The sequence below is a fragment of the Herbiconiux sp. L3-i23 genome, from assembly GCF_023734115.1.
Taxonomy (GTDB): Bacteria; Actinomycetota; Actinomycetes; order Actinomycetales; family Microbacteriaceae; genus Naasia.
Map to the genome: position 1 here is coordinate 941188 of NZ_AP025737.1, position 20745 is coordinate 961932.

At 69.6% G+C, this 20745-nt stretch carries 17 protein-coding genes; 11 read left to right on the forward strand and 6 right to left on the reverse strand.

What is annotated here, in order from left to right:
* Positions 1-160: 160 nt before the first annotated feature.
* Positions 161-1129 (reverse strand): LacI family DNA-binding transcriptional regulator, encoded by a 969-nt coding sequence (locus tag NGH83_RS04415; RefSeq protein WP_251857855.1) that lies wholly within the window; start codon positions 1127-1129, stop codon positions 161-163.
* A gap of 256 nt (positions 1130-1385) precedes the next feature.
* On the opposite strand from NGH83_RS04415, the gene NGH83_RS04420 reads away from it, so the two are divergent.
* From NGH83_RS04420 to NGH83_RS04445, 6 genes are all read left to right on the forward strand, one after another.
* Positions 1386-2708 carry an ABC transporter substrate-binding protein gene (locus NGH83_RS04420; protein WP_251857857.1) on the forward strand — a complete coding sequence of 441 codons (1323 nt, stop codon included), beginning with the start codon at positions 1386-1388 and terminating at the stop codon, positions 2706-2708.
* A 90-nt stretch (positions 2709-2798) separates the two neighbouring features.
* Positions 2799-3773: a carbohydrate ABC transporter permease gene (locus NGH83_RS04425; RefSeq protein WP_251857858.1), complete on the forward strand. Its 975-nt coding sequence runs from the start codon at positions 2799-2801 to the stop codon at positions 3771-3773.
* A complete protein-coding gene (locus NGH83_RS04430; protein ID WP_251857859.1) occupies positions 3770-4687 on the forward strand; it encodes a carbohydrate ABC transporter permease in 918 nt (305 codons plus the stop codon). Before NGH83_RS04425 ends, NGH83_RS04430 begins: the two co-directional genes overlap by 4 nt.
* Complete coding sequence (locus tag NGH83_RS04435; protein ID WP_251857860.1) at positions 4684-6192, forward strand: L-fuculokinase; 1509 nt, start codon at positions 4684-4686, stop codon at positions 6190-6192. The genes NGH83_RS04430 and NGH83_RS04435 overlap by 4 nt, the downstream gene beginning before the upstream one ends.
* 68 nt (positions 6193-6260) lie before the next feature.
* Positions 6261-6911: a class II aldolase/adducin family protein gene (locus NGH83_RS04440; protein WP_251857861.1), complete on the forward strand. Its 651-nt coding sequence runs from the start codon at positions 6261-6263 to the stop codon at positions 6909-6911.
* Positions 6912-6941: 30 nt separating this feature from the next.
* On the forward strand, positions 6942-7910 hold the full coding sequence (locus tag NGH83_RS04445; protein ID WP_251857862.1) for a ketose-bisphosphate aldolase: 969 nt from the start codon (positions 6942-6944) through the stop codon (positions 7908-7910).
* On the opposite strand, the gene NGH83_RS04450 is transcribed toward NGH83_RS04445, so the two are convergent.
* The gene (locus NGH83_RS04450; RefSeq protein WP_251857863.1) at positions 7891-8688 is read right to left on the reverse strand and encodes a DeoR/GlpR family DNA-binding transcription regulator; all 798 of its coding nucleotides are present in this window, start codon (positions 8686-8688) and stop codon (positions 7891-7893) included. The two genes, NGH83_RS04445 and NGH83_RS04450, sit on opposite strands and share 20 nt — an antisense overlap.
* Before the next feature lie 134 nt (positions 8689-8822).
* On the opposite strand from NGH83_RS04450, the gene NGH83_RS04455 reads away from it, so the two are divergent.
* A complete protein-coding gene (locus NGH83_RS04455; protein WP_251857864.1) occupies positions 8823-10361 on the forward strand; it encodes an FAD-dependent oxidoreductase in 1539 nt (512 codons plus the stop codon).
* 201 nt (positions 10362-10562) lie between these two features.
* Positions 10563-12689 (forward strand): DEAD/DEAH box helicase, encoded by a 2127-nt coding sequence (locus NGH83_RS04460; protein WP_251857865.1) that lies wholly within the window; start codon positions 10563-10565, stop codon positions 12687-12689.
* Between the two features lie 1178 nt (positions 12690-13867).
* Here the strand turns inward: NGH83_RS04460 and NGH83_RS04465 are convergent.
* The 4 genes from NGH83_RS04465 to NGH83_RS04480 all read right to left on the reverse strand — a co-directional run bounded on the left by NGH83_RS04465 (position 13868) and on the right by NGH83_RS04480 (position 18254).
* A complete protein-coding gene (locus tag NGH83_RS04465) occupies positions 13868-15973 on the reverse strand; it encodes a S9 family peptidase (RefSeq protein WP_251857866.1) in 2106 nt (701 codons plus the stop codon).
* A 265-nt stretch (positions 15974-16238) separates the two neighbouring features.
* The gene (locus NGH83_RS04470; protein WP_251857867.1) at positions 16239-17570 is read right to left on the reverse strand and encodes a phosphotransferase; all 1332 of its coding nucleotides are present in this window, start codon (positions 17568-17570) and stop codon (positions 16239-16241) included.
* Positions 17571-17581: 11 nt separating this feature from the next.
* Positions 17582-17764, reverse strand: a complete 183-nt coding sequence (locus NGH83_RS04475) for a hypothetical protein (protein ID WP_251857868.1) — start codon at positions 17762-17764, stop codon at positions 17582-17584.
* A 61-nt stretch (positions 17765-17825) separates the two neighbouring features.
* A complete protein-coding gene (locus NGH83_RS04480; RefSeq protein ID WP_251857869.1) occupies positions 17826-18254 on the reverse strand; it encodes a hypothetical protein in 429 nt (142 codons plus the stop codon).
* A gap of 169 nt (positions 18255-18423) precedes the next feature.
* Here NGH83_RS04480 and NGH83_RS04485 point away from each other — a divergent pair, with 169 nt between their 5' ends.
* Genes NGH83_RS04485 through NGH83_RS04495 form a run of 3 tightly spaced genes read left to right on the forward strand, consistent with a single transcriptional unit; the run spans position 18424 to position 20729 of the window.
* Complete coding sequence (locus NGH83_RS04485) at positions 18424-19596, forward strand: inorganic phosphate transporter (protein WP_305881793.1); 1173 nt, start codon at positions 18424-18426, stop codon at positions 19594-19596.
* A complete protein-coding gene (locus tag NGH83_RS04490; protein ID WP_251857870.1) occupies positions 19593-19865 on the forward strand; it encodes a hypothetical protein in 273 nt (90 codons plus the stop codon). Before NGH83_RS04485 ends, NGH83_RS04490 begins: the two co-directional genes overlap by 4 nt.
* A 12-nt stretch (positions 19866-19877) precedes the next feature.
* A complete protein-coding gene (locus tag NGH83_RS04495; protein WP_251857871.1) occupies positions 19878-20729 on the forward strand; it encodes a CHAD domain-containing protein in 852 nt (283 codons plus the stop codon).
* Positions 20730-20745 lie beyond the last annotated feature (16 nt).

The following is a 20745-nucleotide window of genomic DNA, read 5'->3' on the forward strand; positions in this document are numbered from 1 at the left end:
GGTGCGTCCTCTCTTCGTTGAGAATCGGTTGACGACAGTGAATTGCAAGAAATCGATTTCGTCAAGAGGTCGAGGAAAGATTCCTCGCGCCCCAGTGTGGGGCGTTCTGTAGCCGTGATATCGATTCCGCGGTGGGGTCGGTCAGGGCCCGGTTGCGGGCCTATCCCGCGCGGAGCTCTCCTCGCAGCACGACGGTGCGGGGAGGCTGGGAGTCGCCCCCGATACGGTCGAGAAGCATCGCCGCCGCGGTCGTTCCGAGGTGCCTCGCGGGGAGGTGCACCTGAGCGACCGCATCCGGAGTCAAAGTGGTGAAGGGCAGGTCGCCGACTACGGCGACACCGAGTTCCCGCGGCGAGATCCCCGCCTCCGCGAGGACCTGGAGTGCGCCGACGGCCATGAGGTTGTTGGTCGTGACGACGGCGTCGGGCGGCACGGGTAACTCGAGCAGCCGCTGCATCGCGCTGCGCCCACCATCGACCCGATAATTCGCATGCTGCAGGAATCCGTCCAGGTCGCCGCCGCCACGGGCGGTCGCGACCTCTCGCCAGCCGAGGTACCGCTCCTCGGTCGCCTCGATGCCGGCCGGCCCGGCGATACACGCCACTCGGCGGAATCCCGCGTCGAAGAGCGCGCCGGTCGCGGCGATACCGACCGCCCTGTTGTCGATCTTGACCGCATCCACCGGGTACGGGGTCGTGCGGTCGACCGCCACCACCGGACGCCCGAGTGCTGCGATGGCGCCGAGATCCACCTCGCCCGCGGTCGGCGTGAGGATGACGCCCGCCATCTGCTCCGACGCCGCGATGTCGAGATAGTGCTCCTCCTTGCCGGGATCGTCGTCGGTGTTGCAGAGCACCAGTGAGAAGCCGGCCTGCTGCGCCCTGTCCTCGACGCCGCGGGCCAGGGCGGTGAAGAACGGGTTCTCGACGTCGGGGATCAGCAGAGCGATGAGTTCCGACGACTGCTTGCGCAACCGTCGTGCCGTGCGATTGGGCGTGAAATTCAGCTCCGCGGCAGCCCTCCTGATCGAGTCGGCTTTGTCGGCGGAGACGAAAGAGCCGTTGAAGAGGCGGGACACGGTGGCGGGCGACACGCCTGCGCGGGCCGCCACTTCGTAGATCGTCGCCATCGACCGTCCTCTCCGTGGAACTGAAGTGGTGGCACTCTACCGGTCGTCGAATCGATTTCACCGCTGCGCAGCGAGCGAGCCCGCCGGGTCGGCTGGGGTTGCGTAATCGAAAGCCGTTCGCTGCCGGAAAGCAAGAAGGAGAAAAACTAGGGCAGAAGCAGTCCCGAAACGGTGAGGCGGGAAAGGCAAGAGTCGTAACGTTGCGGCCACGAGCCCCAAGAGGCTCGTCATACACAGTTGTAGAGAGGACACAGCAATGAAGCTGCGCAGAACGGCCGTCATCGCCGGCGCCGCGGTGGTCGGCATTTCGCTCGCCGCCTGTGCCGGCGGCGCGTCCGGCGGCACCACCGGAGGAGACGCGAACACCGTCACCTTCCGCTCGTGGAGCCCCGTCGAGCAGACCACCCAGGCCATGATCGCCGCCTTCACCGAGGCGAACCCCGACACCACCATCGACGCGACGATCTTCAACTACCCGGAGTACATCGTCGACCTGCAGACCCGCGCGAGCTCGGGCACCATGCCCGACATCGTCGGCCTGCAGCCCGGCGCCCTCACCCAGCAGTACCGCGACTACCTCATGCCGCTGCAGGACTGCGCGGTCGACACGTGGGGCGACGACTGGCAGAGCAAGTTCTACCCGATCGGCATCGACCAGGCCCGCATGGGCAACCCGGACGGCGACGAGAACTTCTACGCCCTGCCGATCCTCACCCAGACCGTCAACCTGTGGGCCAACACCGAGATCCTCGATGCCAAGGGCGTCGCCGTCCCCACCACCTGGGACGAACTCACCGCGGCGACCACCGCGCTGCAGGGCGAGAGCTACGCGCCCTTCCTGCTGCCGGCGAAGGACTCGTGGCTTCGCAACGTCGTGTTCCTGCAGATCGCGAACAACATCGCCCCCGGACTCGTCTACGAGGCCGAGGACGGCACCGGATCGTGGACCGACCCGCAGATCGTCGAAGCGTTCGACTACTGGGGCAAGCTGTTCACCGACGGCATCGCCCAAGACGGCGCCATCGGGCTCGACGCCTACCCGTCGGGCGCGAACCAGTTCGAGGCCGGCAACGCGGCGATGATCCCGCTCGGCGCCTGGTGGATCCAACAGTCCGACCCCACGAAGGACCAGTCGTCGATCCCGCCCCTGTCCGTCGGCATGGAGGGCTACGAGCCCTTCCTCTTCCCAACCATCCCGGGCGGCGCGCCGGAGTCGCAGTTCGTCGGCGGCATCGACGTCGCCCTCGGCATCTCGAAGGACTCCGCGAACCCCGACCTCGCCTGCAAGGTGCTCACCGACTTCATCGCCGGTGAGGGGGCGCAGAAGCTCGTCGACACCATGAACGACGTCCCGGCCGTCACCGGTCTCGCGCCGTCCGAGTTCACGAGCGACAAGCAGGAGGAGATCTGGAACACCTTCGTGAACGACTGGCTGCCGCAGGTGCAGTACAGCCGCTACTTCAAGGACCCGGCGCTCGACCAGGCCGTCGCCGACGCGCTCGCCGCGGTCGCCACCGGTGACCAGACTCCGGAGGAGGCGGCCGCCTCGGTGCAGGCCGTTCAGGACAGCCTCGGCTGACCCACCGCCCTCGAAGCAGGACGGGCCCGGCGCTCCTCACGAGCGGGCGCCGGGCCCGTCCCCACCTCCTCTAGAGCTCCAAGGAGAGAGATGTCCGCCACCACGACAGCTCGGCCCGCCGTTCGCCGACGGGTCTCGGCCCGCCGCAACACCGCCGCGGCGCCGAAGAAACCGCTCGGCTCACGGCTGCGGCAGAACGCGCAGGGCCTCGCCTTCCTGCTTCCCGCGATCGTGCTCTTCGCCGTGTTCGTGGTCTACCCGATCGTGTTCAACCTGCAGGCCAGCACCCTCGACTGGGACGGCGTCAACGCGGGCGTCTTCGCCGGCGTCGACAACTACATCCGGCTCTTCCAGGATCCGATCTTCCTGACGACGTTGCGCAACTCGGCGTACTGGATCCCCCTCACGATCGTGCCGCAGGCGCTCATCGGGTTCCTGCTCGCGATCGCCCTCAACCAGGGCATCTTCGCCTCCAACGTCTACCGGGCGATCTTCTTCATCCCCGCGATCCTCTCGCCCGTCGTCGTCGGCATCGTCTGGCAGCGGCTGCTCGACCCGTTCAACGGCTCGATCGCGCAGGTCGGTCGGGCGACCGGGCTCGACTTCCTCACCGCCAACTACCTGTCGAACCCCGACACGGCGATCTTCGCGATCATCGTCGTCAACATCTGGATGTGGACGGGCTTCTCGATGCTCTTCTACCTGGCGGGGTTGCAGCTGATCGACCCGTCGCTGCTCGAGGCGGCGAAGATCGACGGCGCGAACGGATTCCAGCGCACGGTGCGCATCACCTTCCCGCTGCTGAAGTCGACGACCCTCTCCCTCGTGCTGCTCGGCATCATCGGGTCGCTGAAGACCTTCGAGCTCGTCTACGTGCTCACGCAGGGAGGCCCGAACCACGCGTCCGAGATGCTGCCCACCTACGCCTTCCAGCAAGCGTTCCAGCTGCAGAGCGTCGGATACGCCTCCACCATCAGCGTCGTGCTGCTCGTCATCGCCGTCGTCAGCTCGCTGTCGATGGTGCGGGTGTTCGGCGCCGGATTCATCAGCGGAGAAGAGAAATGACCGCAACGACGGACCGTCCCCGCACGCTCGGACGCGAGCCGCACCCGGGCGGCCCCCTGCCGACATCCGAGATCCCGCGGCACCGTCGCGGCAGCCGGATCGGCCGCCCGCCGCGCTGGCTGCACTACGTGCTCGTGCCCGTCGCGGTGCTGTGGCTGATCCCGCTCGTCATGACCGTCGGCCTGTCCCTGATGCCGCCGTCGAACCCCTCGACCACCGCGTTCGGGCTGTTCCCGGCCGAGCCGTCGTTCGCGAACTACATCAACATCTGGAACCAGAACCCCATCTTCATCAACCTGCTGAACAGCATCCTGATCACGGTGCCGTCGGTCGCTCTGGTCGCGCTGTTCGGCTCGATGGCGGCGTTCGCCCTGGCCCGGCTGAAGGTGCCGCTGAAGGCGGTGATCTTCGGCGGACTGATCCTCGCCCTCGTGCTGCCGGTCTCGGCCACCGTCGTCGCCACCTTCAAGATCCTGCAGTCGATGGGTCTCTACAACTCGCTCATCGGACTCGTGCTCGTCTACACGGCGCTCGGTCTGCCGTTCGCGGTCATCACGATCCGCACCGCCTACCTCGCGATCCCGCACGAGACCTACGAGGCGGCGCTCATCGACGGCGCGAGCAAGTGGCAGATCTTCTGGCGCATCTACTGGCCGCTGGGGCGTCCGGCGCTTGCGGTGGTCATCATCTGGCAGACGATGATGTCCTGGAACGACTTCCTGCTGCCGCTCGTCACCCTGTCGGACAACTCGCTCAAGCCGCTCACGCTGATTCCGCTCGCCTATCGCGGCATCTTCCTCAGCCAGCCGGGCGCGCTGTTCGCGATCCTGGTGCTCATCTCGATCCCCGTCATCGTGGTATTCCTGCTCGTGCAGCGCTACCTCGTCAACGGGCTCGCCGGAGCGATCAAGTGAGCCTGCTCGGGGTCGACATCGGCACGAGCGGAGTGCGCGCCGCCGCTTACGACCGCGGGGGACGCGAGCTCGCCTCCCGCGCCCGCTCCTACGCCCTGCACAGGGAGGGCGCCGCCGTCGAGCTCGATGCCGCCGAGGTCGTCGCTGCCGTCGAGCAGGTCGTCGCGATCGTCGCCGGCGATACCCGTGCCGATCCGGTCGAGGCCCTGTCGTTCAGCGTTCTCGGCGAGGCGTACGTCGCCCTGAACGGGAGCTCGTCCGTCTCGCGGGCGCCGGTGAGTATGGACCCGCGCGGCGGAACCCTCGCCGACGTGGTCCGCGAGGACGTCGGCGACGAAGCCTTCACCGCGATCACGGGGCAGCCGCTGCATCCGATGTTCGCCGGCTTCAAGATGTCCGCCGGCCTTCTCGGCGAGGCGCGCGACGCCCGCTACCGCTGCTTCGGCGACCTGCTCGCCGAACGGTGGACCGGCATCGCCGCGATCGACATGAGCATGGCCGCCCGCACCGGGGTCTACGACGTCGGCGCGAGGGCGTGGTCGGAGCGCCTCCTCGACGCGCTGCACCGCGCGGGAGGACGGCGCATCGACGAAACGGCGCTGCCGCGCGTGGTCGGCTCCTTCGACCCCATCGGCCGGATGGGCGACGACGTCGCCGACCGGCTCGGGCTCCCGCACGGCGTCGTCGTCGTGGCGGGGATGCACGACCAGGCCGCGGCCTACCTCGGCGCAGGGGGACGGATCGGGCGGGCGTCCTCCTACTCCTTCGGGTCGAGCGACTGCCTCACCCTCGGCACCCGGCTGCGCCCGCAGTGGTCGCGCCCGACCGGCTTCGCCAGCTACCCGATCGCCGACGACCACTGGATCACCCTCGCCGGCACGGCCGCGGGAGGGTGGGCTCTCGTCTGGCTGGCCGAACTCATGGGAGCGAACGAGTCGGAGCTCGGTCCGCTCCTCGACGACCTCGCGGACGAGCCGCCCGCACTGCTCGTGCTGCCCTACCTGGTCGGATCCGGCACCCTCGACAACGACCCGGCCGCGCTCGGCACGGTGCACGGGCTCCGGCTCGGCACGACGAGGCCTCAGCTCGTGCGCGCCTTCCTCGAGGCGTCGGGGTTCGAGCTCGGCAAGATCGTCGACGCGCTCGACGTCGCGGGCATCGCGCCCGGCGAGATCAGGGCCGTCGGCAGCGGCGCTCACAACCCGCGCGCACTCGCCGCCCGCGCCGAAGCGGCCGGGGTCCCGCTCGTTCCGACCCCCGGTCACGCCAGCGCAAGGGGAGCGGCGCTCGCCGCGGGCATCGGCATCGGCATCTTCTCCGGACCCGACGCCCTTCCCGAACCGCAGACCCGCGCGGCGGCCACGCCGACATCCGCCCACCGCGACTGGTACGACGCGCAACGGTCCCTCTACTCCGGGCTCTACGACGCGACGCGATCACTCGATCGAGCCCTCCGAGCTGGACCGCACGCCGTGCGCGCCGCCACATCCAGATCCGAGACCTGACCGACAACCAGCGCCGACCACCACAGCCGAACACCAGCCACGCACCATCAGGAAGAGAAACAACCGACATGACCGACACCCTCGTCGAATTCGACATCGCCGCCGCCCGTCAGGAGATCCTCGACTACTGCCTCCGCTCGATGCAGTACGGGCTCAACTTCAACACGCAGGGCAACATCAGCATCCGCGTGCCGGGTCAGGACGGCCGGTTCCTGATCACTCCGACCGACCTCGAGTACGACCGGATGACCGCCGACGACATCGTGCTCGTCGACTGGGACGGCGCCGTCATCGACGGACCGCACGAGCCCTCGTCGGAGGTGACCGTGCACCTCGCCACCTACAAGCGCCGCCCCGACGTCAACGCCATCGTGCACACGGAACCGGTCTTCGCGAACGTGTGGGGAGTGGTGGGGGAGCCGATTCTCGGCACCCTCGTCAACATGGTGATCTACACGAAGGGCGACGTGCCGATCATGCCGTTCACCCTCAGCAACAACTGGGGCTTCGGCGACGCCATGTGCGACGTGATGGGTGACCTCAACGCGGTGGTGTGGGCGAACCACGGTCTGCTCACCGTCGGCGACAACCTCCGCGACGCGTTCAAGACGTCCGTCGCCGTCGAGTCGGCCGCGAAGGTGCAGGCCTACGCGCGGGCGCTCACCGACAAGCCGATCGTGCTCGACTACGCCTCGCTCGGCATCACGTCGTCGCTCTGACCGGAACGCGACAGGAAGAGGGGATCGACAGTGCTTCAGACGCTCGCGCAGTCGTTGGCAGCGGCCGAGGCCGGGGGATACGCGGTCGGGGCGTTCAACGTGTCCGACCTGAATCAGGCGTACGCCGTGCTCACCGCAGCCCGCCGCACCGGGTCGCCCGTGATCGTCCAGGCGATCGCCGGGATGGCGGCGTACGAGGACGAGGCGTGGTGGTGGGCGCGGCTGCGCGAGGTGGTCGTGTCGTTCGACGACGTGCCCGCGGTGCTGCACCTCGACCACGGCCGCAGCTACGACGACTGCGCCCGCGCCATCGACGCCGGCTTCTCGAGCGTCATGATCGACGCCAGCCGCGACGAGGTCACCGATGAGCCGTCCGACTTCGACTCCAATGTGGCGCTGTCACTTCGGGTCGTCGAGATCGCGCACCCCGCCGGCGTCAGCGTCGAAGGGGAGCTCGGCACCATCGGCGGCGCGGAGGCGGGCGTGCGCGGCGAGGTCGACGAGATCGTCTTCGCCGACCCCGAGCAGGCCGAGGAGTTCGTGCGTCGCACGGGAGTCGACGCGCTCGCCGTCGCGGTCGGCACCAGCCACGGGTCGGTGAAGCTCGGGTCGCAGCGGCTGCGCATCCCACTGATCGCCGAGATCAAGGAGCGCCTCCCGAACACGTACCTGGTGCTGCACGGCAGTTCGTCGATCCCGGGGGAGGCGGTCGCCACGATCAACGCGCACGGCGGCGAGCTGCCCGAGTCGCACGGGATTGACACCGAGCAGAAGCAGCAGGCGATCGAGTCGGGCATCCGCAAGATCAATCAGGGCACCGACTCGCACCTCGCGTGGACGGCGGCGCTCCGCGAGTTCTCCGATCGCGAGCGGTCGGTGGTCGAGCCGTCGATCGCCACCGCGGTGGCGATGGGCGCCATGGAGCGCATCGTCGAGCAGCGGATGCACGAGTTCGGCTCGGTCGGGCGCGCCGCCGCCCTCACGCCTGCAGGACGGTGACCCCGGCCTCGCGCAGCTTCTCGACCTCGGTCGCGTCGGCTTCGGTCGAGGTGACGAGCACGTCGACTGCGTTGATCGGGACGACGCGGCTGAGACGCCGCTCGCCGAGCTTGGTGTGGTCGGCGACGACGACGGCACGGGATGCGTTCAGGAGCATCCGGCGTTTGACATCGGCGTCGGGGAGCGACATGTTCGTGACCCCGTCGCCGGCGTCGATGCCGTTGCAGCTGACGAAGGCGAGGTCGGCGCGCACGCGTTCGAGCACCGCGTCGGCCATCGGGTCGACGAGCGAGTGCTGGCGGGCTCGGAGGGTGCCGCCGGTCACGACCACGGTGTAGCGGTTCGTCGCCGGCTCCAGTTCGAGCGCGATGCTCAGCGAGTTGGTGATGATGACGACGTTCTCGAGATCCTCGCGCTGCACGAGTGCGCGTGCCACCGCGGTCGTCGTGGTGCCGGCGTCGAGGATCACCGACTGGTGGCTCTCGACGAGACCCGCCGCCGCCTTGCCGATGCGCCGCTTCTCGCCCGACGAGGTGAGCAGGTTCTGCTCGTAGCTGCGCTCGAGCCCCGCGGGGCGGAGGCCCGCCACGGCGCCGCCGTGGACCCGCTGGATGGTATGCCCCGCGGCGAGCGCGTCGAGGTCGGCGCGGATGGTGACCTCGGAGGTGCCGAAGATCTGGCTGAGGGTGGTGACCTTCGCGAATCCGTCGCGTTCGATGATCGCGAGGATCTGCTCCCGACGCATCGGAGCGGGTGGCGTCTGCGACCACATCGTCATGAGGTCACCTTCGTATCCCTTCGAACGCTTGTCAATCCGAAGGAGGACTCACGGTCGTGGACGGTGCGGGCCGGCGCCTGTGCACACAGCGGACGCTCGGCTGGCGTTCGGGCGGTGTCCGTAGCGTCGCCCGCATGACTTCCCTCTGGCAGGACCGCCGCGACAGGACCGAACGTCTGCAGGGTCGCGAGCCGCTCACGCCGGAGTCGGTCGACGGCGAGCGTTTCGACGTCGTGGTCGTCGGCGCGGGGCTCACCGGGCTCATCACGGCGCTGCTGCTGGTGCGGGCCGGGAAGCGGGTCGCCCTGCTCGAAGCCGGACGGGTGGGCGCGCTCACCACCGGCGGCAGCACCGCGAAGGTGAGCCTGTTGCAGGGCACCGTGTACTCGCGGATGAGCGGCGAGACCGCGAAGAAGAACGCGGTCGCCTACGTCGAGTCGAACCGTGAGGGCTTCTGGTGGCTGCTGCGCTACCTCGACGACCACTCCGTCGACTACCAGGTGAAGGACGCGTACACCTACGCCGGCACGCCCGAGGGCGCGGCGACCGTCGACGACGAGCACCTCGCCGCCCGGCGCTTCGGTCTGCCCGTCGACAAAACCCGACTCGACCTGCCGTTCCCCACCTACGGCGCCATCCGCCTCGCCGACCAGGCGCAGATCGACCCCATCGAGGTGCTCGATGCGCTCGCCGACGACTTCCGCTCCCGCGGCGGCGTGCTCGTCGAGAACGCCCGCGTGCGTGGCGTGAGCGCCCGCGGTGGCGCCCGCCGCGGTGACGCGCGGGTCCGCTCCGACGCGGGAGAGGTCGACGCGGGCAAGGTCGTCCTCGCGACGGGGACGCCGATCCTCGACCGGGGGTTGTACTTCGCGAAGACGGAGCCGTACCGCTCGTACGCGATCAGCTACCGGATGCCCGCCGACTCCCCGGGGATCGACGGCATGTACATCTCGGGTGACTCGCCCACGCGGTCCATCCGCACCGCGCCCATCGTCGCCGCCGACGGTTTCGGCGACGCGTCGGGAGAGCTGCTGCTGATGGGCGGCAACGGGCACGTCGTCGGCCGCGAGCCGCACGCGGCGGGCCAGGTCGACGACCTCGAGGAGTGGACGACGAAGTACTTCCCGGGCGCCGTGCGCACCCACGCGTGGTCGGCCCAGGACTACGTGCCCATGAACCCCCTGCCCTTCGCCGGTTGGATGCCCCGGTCGGCGGGGCGGGTCTACTTCGCCACCGGTTACGCGAAGTGGGGCATGACGAACGCCGTCGCCTCCGGCCTGAGGATCGCCGCCGAATTGCTCGGCGAGGACCCGTGGTGGGGTCTCGTCATCGGCAGTCGCGTCACTCGCCCGCCGAGCATCCTGCGCGGGGCGAAGGCGGGCATCGAGGTCGGCAAGGAGACGCTCACCGGCTGGGTCGGCGCCGAGACGACATCCGCGCCCGAAACGCCGGCCGAGGGTCAGGGCGTCGTCGGGAACGTGGGCGGCAAGCCCGTCGGAGTGTGCACGGTCGCGGGACGCACGTCGCGCGTCAGCGCGGTATGCCCGCACCTCGGTGGGGTGCTCGGCTGGAACGACCAGGAGAAGAGTTGGGACTGTCCGCTGCACGGCTCGCGTTTCGCGGCCGACGGCACGCGGATCGAAGGGCCCGCCACTGCGGATCTGGCGCGCTGATGCGCTAGACTGGGCGACCGGAGAAGCCGTCCGTCTTCCCTATTCGACCCCGAGTTCTCACTCTGCCCGGGTTGCTCGGATCTCAGACGGCCTCTCGTTTCGAATCGTCGACCGGCACCGTCGCCCGCCTCGTGCGCGGGAACGGTCCGGAAGCGGTGCGAGGGCAGACGGCTCCCGCACCGAAGTCCCCTGAGGAGGACCATGGCTCGATCGAGCCAGGCACAGATGACCCGCAGCCGCAAGGGCTCGGGGCGTCCCGCCGACAACGAAGGACTCATCCCCGTCCTCGCCCGCGCCGTGCGCGAGGTCGAGAACGCCGCCCAGCGCGGGGCGGTGAGCCCGTCGAACCGCACCAAATTCCAGGTGATCGCCCTCCTGGTGCGCGAAGAGCGCCAGCGCGCCAAGAGCGACCCGTCGCTCTCCGACGGCGACCGCGCCGACATCCTGAAGCGCCTCGACGGCGTTGCAACGATCCTCGCGAAGACCGCCGCGCGCGACACCTCGCTCATCGCCCTGCTCGAGAGCGACAAGCCGGGCAGCGACGCCGCGCGGTCGCTGCGTCGACGCATGCTCGAGGACGCCGGATTCGAGGTCGAGGAGGAGGAGCCGGCTCCGGCCCCCGCAGCGCTCGTCACCACGTCCGAGCGTCAGGTCGTGCCCGATTCGGTGCGGTCGCGGATGCTCGCGAACCCGTTCCTCGCGCCCGACTTCGCGGCCGCCGCGTTCCAGCAGGCGGCGCCCGCTCGGCGCCTCGCGAACTGGGAGCTGCTCGGCCCGCTGTTCAAGAGCTTCGAGTACGGCTCCGGCGGTAACTCGGCGAGCATGCCGTTGCCCGACCCGATCGACCGCGACCGCGTCGCCCCGTCGGGTGCTCCGCTCATGCACCACCAGTCCCGCTTCATCGAGAGCGTCCGCCGCGGTCACCGCAGCTTCCTGCTCGCCGACGAACCGGGTCTCGGCAAGACCGCGCAGAGCGTCATCGCCGCCTCCGTGGCCGACGCCTACCCGCTGCTCGCCGTCGTGCCCAACGTCGTCAAGATGAACTGGGCGCGCGAGGTCGAGCTGTGGACCCCGGGACGCCGTGCGACCGTGATCCACGGCGACGGGGAGGATCTCGACGCCTTCGCCGATGTCGTCGTCGTCAACTACGAGGTGCTCGACCGCCACATGTCGTGGCTCAAGACCCTCGGGTTCAAGGGAATGGTCGTCGACGAGGCCCACTTCATCAAGAACCTCACCTCGCAGCGTTCGCGCAACGTGCTGTCGCTCGCGTCGAGCCTGCGGGAGCGCAACCGCGACCCGCTGATGATCGCCCTCACGGGTACGCCGCTGATCAACAGCGTCGAAGACTTCAAGGCGATCTGGCAGTTCCTCGGCTGGATCGACGACAAGGGGCCGCGCCCCATCCTGCTGAACCGCCTCGAGGAGACCGGGCTGACGCCCGCCGACTTCGGCTTCTTCCCCGAGGCCCGCCAGGCGGTCGTCGACATGGGCATGGTGCGCCGACGCAAGATCGACGTCGCCGCCGACCTGCCGGCGAAGCGGGTCGTCGACCTGCCCGTCGAGCTCGACGACGACCTCGGACGCTCCATCCGCCAGGCCGAGAAGGAGCTCGCCGCCCGTCTGTTCGCCCGCTACCGCGCGGTGCTCGAGAACCGCAAGACGACCCCGTCGAAGGTGTCCCGCGAGGAGCGCGACGAGGTCGTGCGTCTCGTCGCCCAGGCCGAGCTCGACGAGTCGAAGGCGTCGAAGACCGGCGAGAACGTGTTCACCATGGTCCGCCGCATCGGTCAGGCCAAGGCCGTGCTCGCCGCCGACTACGCCACCCAGTTGGCGCGCTCGGTCGGCAAGGTGGTGTTCTTCGCGAAGCACATCGACGTCATGGATCAGGCCGAGGCGACCTTCGCCCGCCGCGACATCAAGACGGTGTCGATCCGCGGCGACCAGACCGCGTTGCAGCGGCAGAAGCAGATCGACGCGTTCGATCAGGATCCCGAGGTCAAGGCGGCCGTGTGTTCGCTGACCGCCGCCGGTGTCGGCCTCAACCTGCAGGCGGCGTCGGATGTGGTCCTCGCCGAGTTGTCGTGGACGGCCGCCGAGCAGCAGCAGGCGATCGACCGCGTGCACCGCATCGGCCAGGAGGTCCCGGTGACGGCGTGGCGGATCATCGCGGCGCACACCATCGACGCGAAGATCGCGGAGCTCATCGACAGCAAGGCCGGCCTCGCCGCTCGCGCTCTCGACGGCGACGACACCGACCTGTCGGCCGAGTCCTCGGTCCAGCTCCTCGCCCTGATGGGCCTCCTCCAGGACGCCATCGGCCGCTGAGCCGCCCACCCTTGTTCGCTGAGGTAGCGGCGAAGGAGCGTACCGAGACCCTCGCGTGGCGCTCTCGATACGCTCGTTCCTCGCTACTCGAGCCGTCTCGATACGGCGCTGGCGCGCCTACTCGACGACCGAATGCCGGTCGTCGAGTAGCGACGAAGGAGCGTATCGAGACGGGTCGAGTAAGCGAAGCGCATCGAGACCACCGCGCCGAATTCTGACGCCCTGCTCGCTGAGGAGGCCCGCCAGGGCCGTCGCGAAGCGAGGAACATCGCACCCGTCCGAACTTCGAGCACACCGACGGACCCGTGTCGCATCGCGACGGCCGTGAACGGCCTCCTCAGCGACCAGGAGGACGCACCACCCGCCGGAAGCTTGACGACCTGCTCGCTGAGGAGGCCCGCCAGGGCCGTCGCGAAGCGAGGAACTTCGCATCTACCCGAGCGTGGAGCGCACCGACGAACCCGTGTCGCATCGCGACGGCCGTGAACGGCCTCCTCAGCGTTCAGCCGCCCTTCGTATCGCTTCGCGGGGCGGGCGGGCGACATCCCGGTCGTCGAGTAGCGACGAAGGAGCGTGCCGAGACGGGTCGAGTAAGCGAAGCGCATCGAGACCACAGCGCCGAACTTCGACCCTGCTCGCTGAGGAGGCCCGCCAGGGCCGTCGCGAAGCGAGAGACCGCACATCCGCCCGAACTTCGAGCACACCGACGGACTCGTATCGCATCGCGACGGCCGTGAACGGCCTCCTCAGCGACCAGAGGAACTGCAAGCACCTGCTCGCTGAGGAGGCCCGCCAGGGCCGTCGCGATGCGAGGAACTTCCCGTCCGTCCGAAGTGCGAGCCCACTGACGGACTCGTGTCGCATCGCGACGGCCGTGAATGGCCTCCTCAGCGACCAGCCGCCCTCCATATCGCTTTGTGAGTGAGGCGGACCCTAACCGGTCGTCGAGTAGCGACGAAGGAGCGTATCGAGACGGGTCGAGTAAGCGGAGCGCACCGAGACCACAGCGCGGAACTTCGACCCCTGCTCGCTGAGGAGGCCCGCCAGGGCCGTCGCGAAGCGAGGAACTTCGCATTTGCCCGAACGTCGGGCGCACCGACGGACTCGTGTCGCATCGCGACGGCCGTGAACGGCCTCCTCAGCGACCAGCCGCCGCCCGTATTGCTCCGCTCAGCGCCTCAGTCGGCGAGGCCCAGGACGTCGAGGGTCCAGGCGAGTTCGAACGCGCGCTCGCGCCACGCCGAGTAGCGGCCCGAGACGCCGCCGTGACCGGCGCTCATCTCCGTCTTCAGCAGCACCGGGGCGCCCACCTCGCGCAGGCGGGCCGTCCACTTCGCCGGCTCCACGTAGAGAACGCGGGTGTCGTTGAGGCTCGTGACCGCGAGGATCCGCGGATACTGCTGCTCGGTGACGTTCTCGTACGGAGAGTACGACTTCATGTACTCGTACACCGACGCGTCGTGCAGCGGGTCGCCCCACTCGTCCCACTCGATCACCGTCAGCGGAAGCGACGGGTCGAGGATCGAGGTCAGCGGATCCACGAACGGAACGCCCGCCAGGATGCCGGCGAACCGGTCGGCGCCCATGTTCGCGATCGCGCCCATCAGCAGCCCACCGGCGCTGCGGCCCTCGGCGACCAGCCGGTCGGGTGAGGCGTAGCCTTCGGCGATCAGGTCGTCGGCGGCGGCGATGAAGTCGGTGAACGTGTTCTTCTTCGACAGCAGCTTGCCCTCGTCGTACCAGGCGCGGCCGAGCTCGCCGCCGCCGCGCACGTGGGCGATGCCGAACATGACGCCCCGGTCGAGCAGCGACAGCCGCGCCGCCGAGAACGAGGGGTCGATGCTCGCCTCGTACGACCCGTATCCGTACAGCAGGAACGGGGGCGGCGGAGCGGTCGACGGGCGGTCGAACTGCTCGGAGCGGGCGACCAGCGAGATGGGGATGCGGGCGCCGTCGGGTGCAGTCGCCCACACGCGGCGTTCCTCGTAATCGGTCGGGTTGTACCCGCCGAGCACCGGCTGCCGCTTGAGCAGCCGCAGTCGGTCGTCGGCGACGACGTAATCGAACACGGTCGCCGGGGTGACGAACGAGCCGTAGCTCAGCCGCAGCGTCGGCTGCGACCACTCCGGGTTCGACGAGACGCCGACGGTGAAGAGCGGCTCGTCGAACTGGATCTCGCGCAGACCCTCCGGGGTCAGCAGCCCGAGGCGGGTGAGGCCGTCGCGACGGAACGACACGGCGGTGAACGACTCGAATGTGTCGACGTCCTCGAGGCGGACCTGCTCGGAGTGCGGCAGCACGACGGTGCGCTCACCGAGCGGAGAGTCGACCCCGACCTCGACGAGTTCGAAGTTGCGGGCGCCGTCGTTGTGCAGGATCAGCAGGCGGTCGGCGCCGTCCACCACGCGGTGCGCGATCTCGTACTCGACGCCCTCGCGTCGCGGCCACACGACCATGAACTCGCCGGTCGGATCGGACGCGTCGAGAATGTGCCACTCGCTGGTCACCTTCGAACCGACCTCGAGCACGATGTAGCGGCGCGACCGGGTGAGACCCGCGCCGACCCAGAAGCGCTCATCGGGTTCGGTGAAGACGACCACGTCGTCGGCGGGGTCCGTGCCGATCTCGTGTCGCAGCACGGTGTCGGGGCGCCACGCCTCGTCAGGCGTCGAGTAGAACGCGAAACGGCCGTCGGGGGAGAGCATCGCCCCCGGCAGCGTGCCTTCGATGACGTCGGGGCGGTCCTCGCCTGTCAGCAGGTCGCGGAAGCGCAGTTCGTACCGTTCGTCGCCGACCGTGTCGATCGCGTAGGCGAGCAGGGTGCCGTCGGTCGACACGTCGAAGCTGCCGAGCGAGAAGAACTCGTAGCCCTCGGCCGCCTCGTTGGCGTCGAGCAGGATTTGCTCGCCCTCGATCGGGGTGCCCGGTTCGACGACGGGCGGGGTCCAGTCGTTCGCGTCGGCGACGGGGCAGCGGCACGAGACCCCGTACTGCTTGCCCTCTTCGCTGCGGGAGTAGTACCACCACGAGCCCTCGCGCGTCGGAACTGAGAGGTCCGTCTCCTGGATGCGGGAGCGGATCTCCTCGAAGATCGTCTCGCGGAGCCCCTCGAGGTGCGACAGCGACTCGTTCGTCCAGGCGTTCTCGGCGTCGAGATGCGCGATCACCTCGGGATCGTCCTTCGCGCGAAGCCACTCGTAGGGATCGACGACGACGTCGCCGTGCTGAACGCGTTCGAACGGTACCTGCTTCGCGACGGGCGGCGCCTCGGGAGTGGTGGTCACCGACCAAGGCTATTGCGTGCGAGGGCGCCGAACCTGAGGCGGCATCCCGCCCGGCTCGCGGACGAGGTGCCCAGATCTGCGGGTGTTTCGAGCCCGGAACCCGCAGAACTGGGCACCTCAGCCCCGCGTGGACGAGGTGCCCAGATCTGTGGGTGTTCCGTGCCCGGGACCCGCAGAACTGGGCACCTCAGCCCGAGGGATCGAGGTGCCCAGATCTGTGGGTGTTCCGTGCTCACGACCCGCAGAAGTGGGCACCTCGGCGTCGTCAGGAGGCGTTCGCGACCAGGCGTTCGACCGCGGCTCTCGGGATGGGGAGCCAGGTCGGGCGGTTGCGGGCCTCGTAGAGCACCTCGTACAGCGCCTTGTCGAGTTCGAGGGCCGTCAGCAGAGTGGGGTGCAGTCCCACCGGGTCGGCGCCGCCGCCGGCGTAGCCCTCGAGGAACGCGACGCAGGCGCGGGCCGCCCACTGCGCCGCCGGTTCGGCAGACGACGGGTCGGCGAGCGCGCGCGAGCCGGCTGCGTAATCGAAGGAGCGGAGCATCCCCGCCACATCGCGCAACGCCAGGTCGGGTTCGCTGCGCTCCGCCATGGGGCGCAGCGGTTCGCCCTCGAAGTCGAGCAGCACCCAGCCGCGGTCGGGCACATCGAGCACCTGGCCGAGATGGAAGTCGCCGTGGATGCGTTGCAGCGCCGGCCACGCCTCGTGCGCCGCGCGGGCGTAGATCTCCTCGACCGCGGGAGCGAGGCGCTCGAGTTCGGGGACGGCGACGAACGCCGCCCAGGCGCGCGCCCGGAAGCCCTCGCGCAGAGCATCGATGCGCTCTTCCGACGGAGGCTCGGTCGGAAGAGTCCGCGCGAGGATGGCGTGCACCTCGGCCGTCGCCGCACCGAGCGCGGCCGCGCGTTCGCTGAAGTCGGTGTCCGATTCGACGGCGTCGAGCGCGACCCGCCACGCGTCCTGGGTTCCCGGCAGGAACTCCTGCGCGAACGCGAGGTGACCGCGCGCCCCGGACCATTCGCCGACGATCGCGCCGAACGAGCGCGGCACCCTGTCCGATCCTGCCGCCGCGATCGCGCTCTGCAGCACCACGTCGGGGTTGTCGCCCGGGTGCAGGATGCGGAAGACCTTGACGATGACCGGCGTGGACGCCAGGCCGCCGGCGTCGAGGGTCTCGAAGATGATCGAGGTGTTCGACTGCTCGCCGGACAGTACCCTCGACGACGCCACCCGGTCGGACGCGCTCGCGAAGGGCGACCCGGACACGAGGATCCCGTCGCCGCTCACCGACCCGCCGGTCACCGCGAGGGAGTGGATGGCCGCAGCGGTCGCCTGATCCCGCGTGCCGTCGTAGCTGAACCGGCCGTTCTCGAACGCGATCGGCGTCTTGCCGGACACCGGCTCGGAGCGGTGCGCCAACGGGACCTGGTATTCGGCGCCGTCGCGCTCGTCGAGCACGAGGAGCACCTCGCCTGAGACGGCAGGGTCGGAGACGGGCAGCTCGTAGCTCGCGACGAGGCGCAGCGGGGGAGCGGTGGCACCGGGGAACCAGCGCTGGGCCGACATCCACTCGGCGAGGGTCTCGAGTGAGAGGGGCACGGTCGCGGCCGTCAGGGAGCGGGGGCCGGGTCGTCGGTGAAACCGCCGTCGGGCAGAGGCAGGAGCCCCTCTCCCGTCAGCTCCTCGTCGACCAGAGCCTCATCGGCGTCGTCCAGTCGCTCCCGCTCGGCGGCGAGATCGTCGCCCTTCTGATCCGCATCGCCCGGCGAACGGGCGTCGTCGCTGCTAACCATGGTCGGAGCCTACGCGCGGGGCTTGCGGAGAGCCGGAATGTTCCGGGGAGTCGGCTGAAGGTCAGCCGACCACCGCATCGGTCACCGCCGACGGCGGCCCGTACAGGTAGTAGAGGCATCCGGCGACCGCGATGGCGTCGAGCACGAGAGCGACGCCGGTGAGGCCTCGGCGGGGATGCGGGTCGGCGGGGCGAGCGAGACCGACGAGCAGGGTGACGACGCTGATGATGCCGGCGACGAGGTAGACCCACACCGTCGCCCTCGTCGAGACGAGGTCGATTCCCGGAAAGAGCCCGACCTGCGGCGAGACGACGATGCCGCCGACCGCGGCGAGAGCCATGACGAGACCGGCGGCGATCTGGATGCCGCCGACGATGCGGGTGCCGCGGGGCCGGCTGACACGCGTGCGACCGTCGAAAGCGACGGCGATGCCGATCAACATGAAGGCGAGGAAGGGCACGTAAAGCAGTCCGAGCGTCCCCAGTTCCACGGCCGCGCCTTCCTTCCCCCGCCAGAGGCAGGCTAGGCGGCGGAGCAGCGGCGTGGCTGGCAGAACCCTGGGGGTGCGGACCCAGAGTGTTCGGCGGGAGCCGCTCGCTCGGCTGGGTAGAGTTTCAGTCGTGTCAACCCCGAGCGACGGTCGAGCAGGTTAACTCCTGATGGACATCTCCCTCATCATCCTTCTCGTCATCGCCCTGGCGTTGTTCTTCGACTTCACCAACGGCTTCCACGACACCGCGAATGCGATGGCGACGCCCATCGCGACCGGCGCGCTGAAACCGAAGGTCGCCGTCGCGCTCGCCGCCGTGCTGAACCTCGTGGGCGCGTTTCTGTCCACCGAGGTCGCGAAGACCATCTCGGGCGGCATCATCCGCGAGGGCGACGGCGGTGTGCAGATCACACCGGAGCTGATCTTCGCGGGCCTGATCGGCGCGATCGTCTGGAATCTGCTGACCTGGTTCTTCGGGCTGCCGTCGTCGTCGAGTCACGCCCTCTTCGGCGGGCTCATCGGCGCCGCGCTCGTGGGAGCCGGCATCGGCGCCGTCGACTTCGGTGTCGTCGTCTCCAAGGTGCTGCTCCCGGCGCTGTTCGCCCCCGTGATCGCGGGCGGCACCGCCTACGTCGCGACGAAGATCGCCTACAGCATCACCCGGCGCCACGACGGCCGCCCCGACGGTCGCGGCGTCTTCCGATACGGGCAGATCTTCTCGTCGTCGCTCGTCGCGCTCGCCCATGGAACGAACGACGCGCAGAAGACGATGGGCGTCATCACGCTGACTCTGATCGCGGGCGGCTTGCAGGACGCCGGCTCGGGACCGCAGTTCTGGGTCGTCGCCGCCTGCGCCTTCGCGATCGCGATCGGCACCTACTCGGGCGGCTGGCGGATCATCAAGACGCTCGGCACTGGCCTCACCGCGGTGAAGCCCGCGCAGGGCTTCGCCGCCGAGACCAGCACGGCGGCCACCATCCTCGCCTCCAGCCACCTCGGCTTCGCCCTCTCGACGACGCAGGTCGCGAGCGGTTCCGTCATCGGTTCGGGGCTCGGGCGACGCGGGTCGTCGGTGCGGTGGTCGACGGCGGGCCGCATCGCGATCGGATGGGTGCTCACCCTCCCGTCCGCGGCCGTGATTGGAGCCATCGCGGCGCTGATCGCCTCGATCGGCACCGTCGGCATCGTCATCGACGCGGTACTCGGAGTCGCGTTCATCGTCGGAATCTTCGTGCGCTCCCGCGCCGACCGCGTCGACAGTGCGAGCCTCGAGAACGAGGTCAACGGCGCCGGCCAGGTCGTCAAGATCAAGAAGGTCAAGCCGAAGCGGGGTGCGAAATGATCGACTGGCTGAACCTCGTCATCGTCGCATTCGCGGCTCTCCTCGCCGCGTCGGTGATCGTCACCCTGTTCGCGACCGGCATCAAGCTGTTCTCCGTGCCTCCTCCCGGCGTCGAGCTGTCCGGCTCTGCCCGCGACGATGAGACCGACGATGTCGCCTCCTCATCGAGACCGCTCGCCGCCACCATCGGCGGGATCGCCTGCTTCGTGCTCACGGGCATCGGCGTCCTGTTCGGCATCTACCTGATCGTGCCCGCACTGCACGGCTGATCGAGGCGTCGTGTGAGATTCCGGAGCCTGCTGAACCGGCGGATCGACCGCCGATCGGATGAGCTGGACGAGCTGGGCGAGGACGGTGGCCGCGGGGACGCGGACGCGATCCACGACCTCCGCGTCGGGGTCCGCAAGCTGAGAGGGCTGCTGCGCGCCGGCCGGCGCGAGTACGGCCGCGACGAGGTGGACGCGCTCCGGGATCGCCTCCGACATGCCGGGTCGGTGCTCGGCGCGGCCCGCGACGCCGAAGTGCTGCGCGAACGGATCGAGCGGGAGCTCGCGGATGCCGGTATCGCGGCCGACCTCGCTGCCTTCGCTCTGGCACCGGTCGTCGCAGATCTGGCGGTCGGCCAGGCGGCGGCGGCCGAGTTCCTGGCCGGGGACGAGTGGGCGGCGCTGCGCGGCGATCTCCGCTCCCTGACGGCGACCTCGGCATCGGGCGCGAGCGCCGCGAAGGGCGCCGCACGGACGTTCCGCACTGACCTCGCCCGGGTGCGGAAGCGGCTCGCCGCAGCCCGGGCGGACGGTATCGACGAACTCGAGCGCGAGGAGCTGCTGCACGAGTTGCGCAAGGCGGCGAAACGGCTCCGATACGACACGAAGGCGGTGGGGCGCGCGCTTCCCGACCGTGCCGCGGCCGAATCGATCACCCGACGGGCGGAGACGGTGCAGGACCTCCTCGGCGAGCGGCGGGATGCGCTGGCGGCGGCCGCGCACCTGACCGCCGCGGCGGCGGAGGCGGCGCGAAGCGGCGTCGCCGCGTCGCCGCTCGGGGTGCTCGCCGATCGGCTGCGCCGCGAGGCGGACGACGCGCTGACAGCGGCGCAGGACGAGGCTGACCGACTCGACCGCGAAGCGTAGGCTCGCGAGCGTGGCG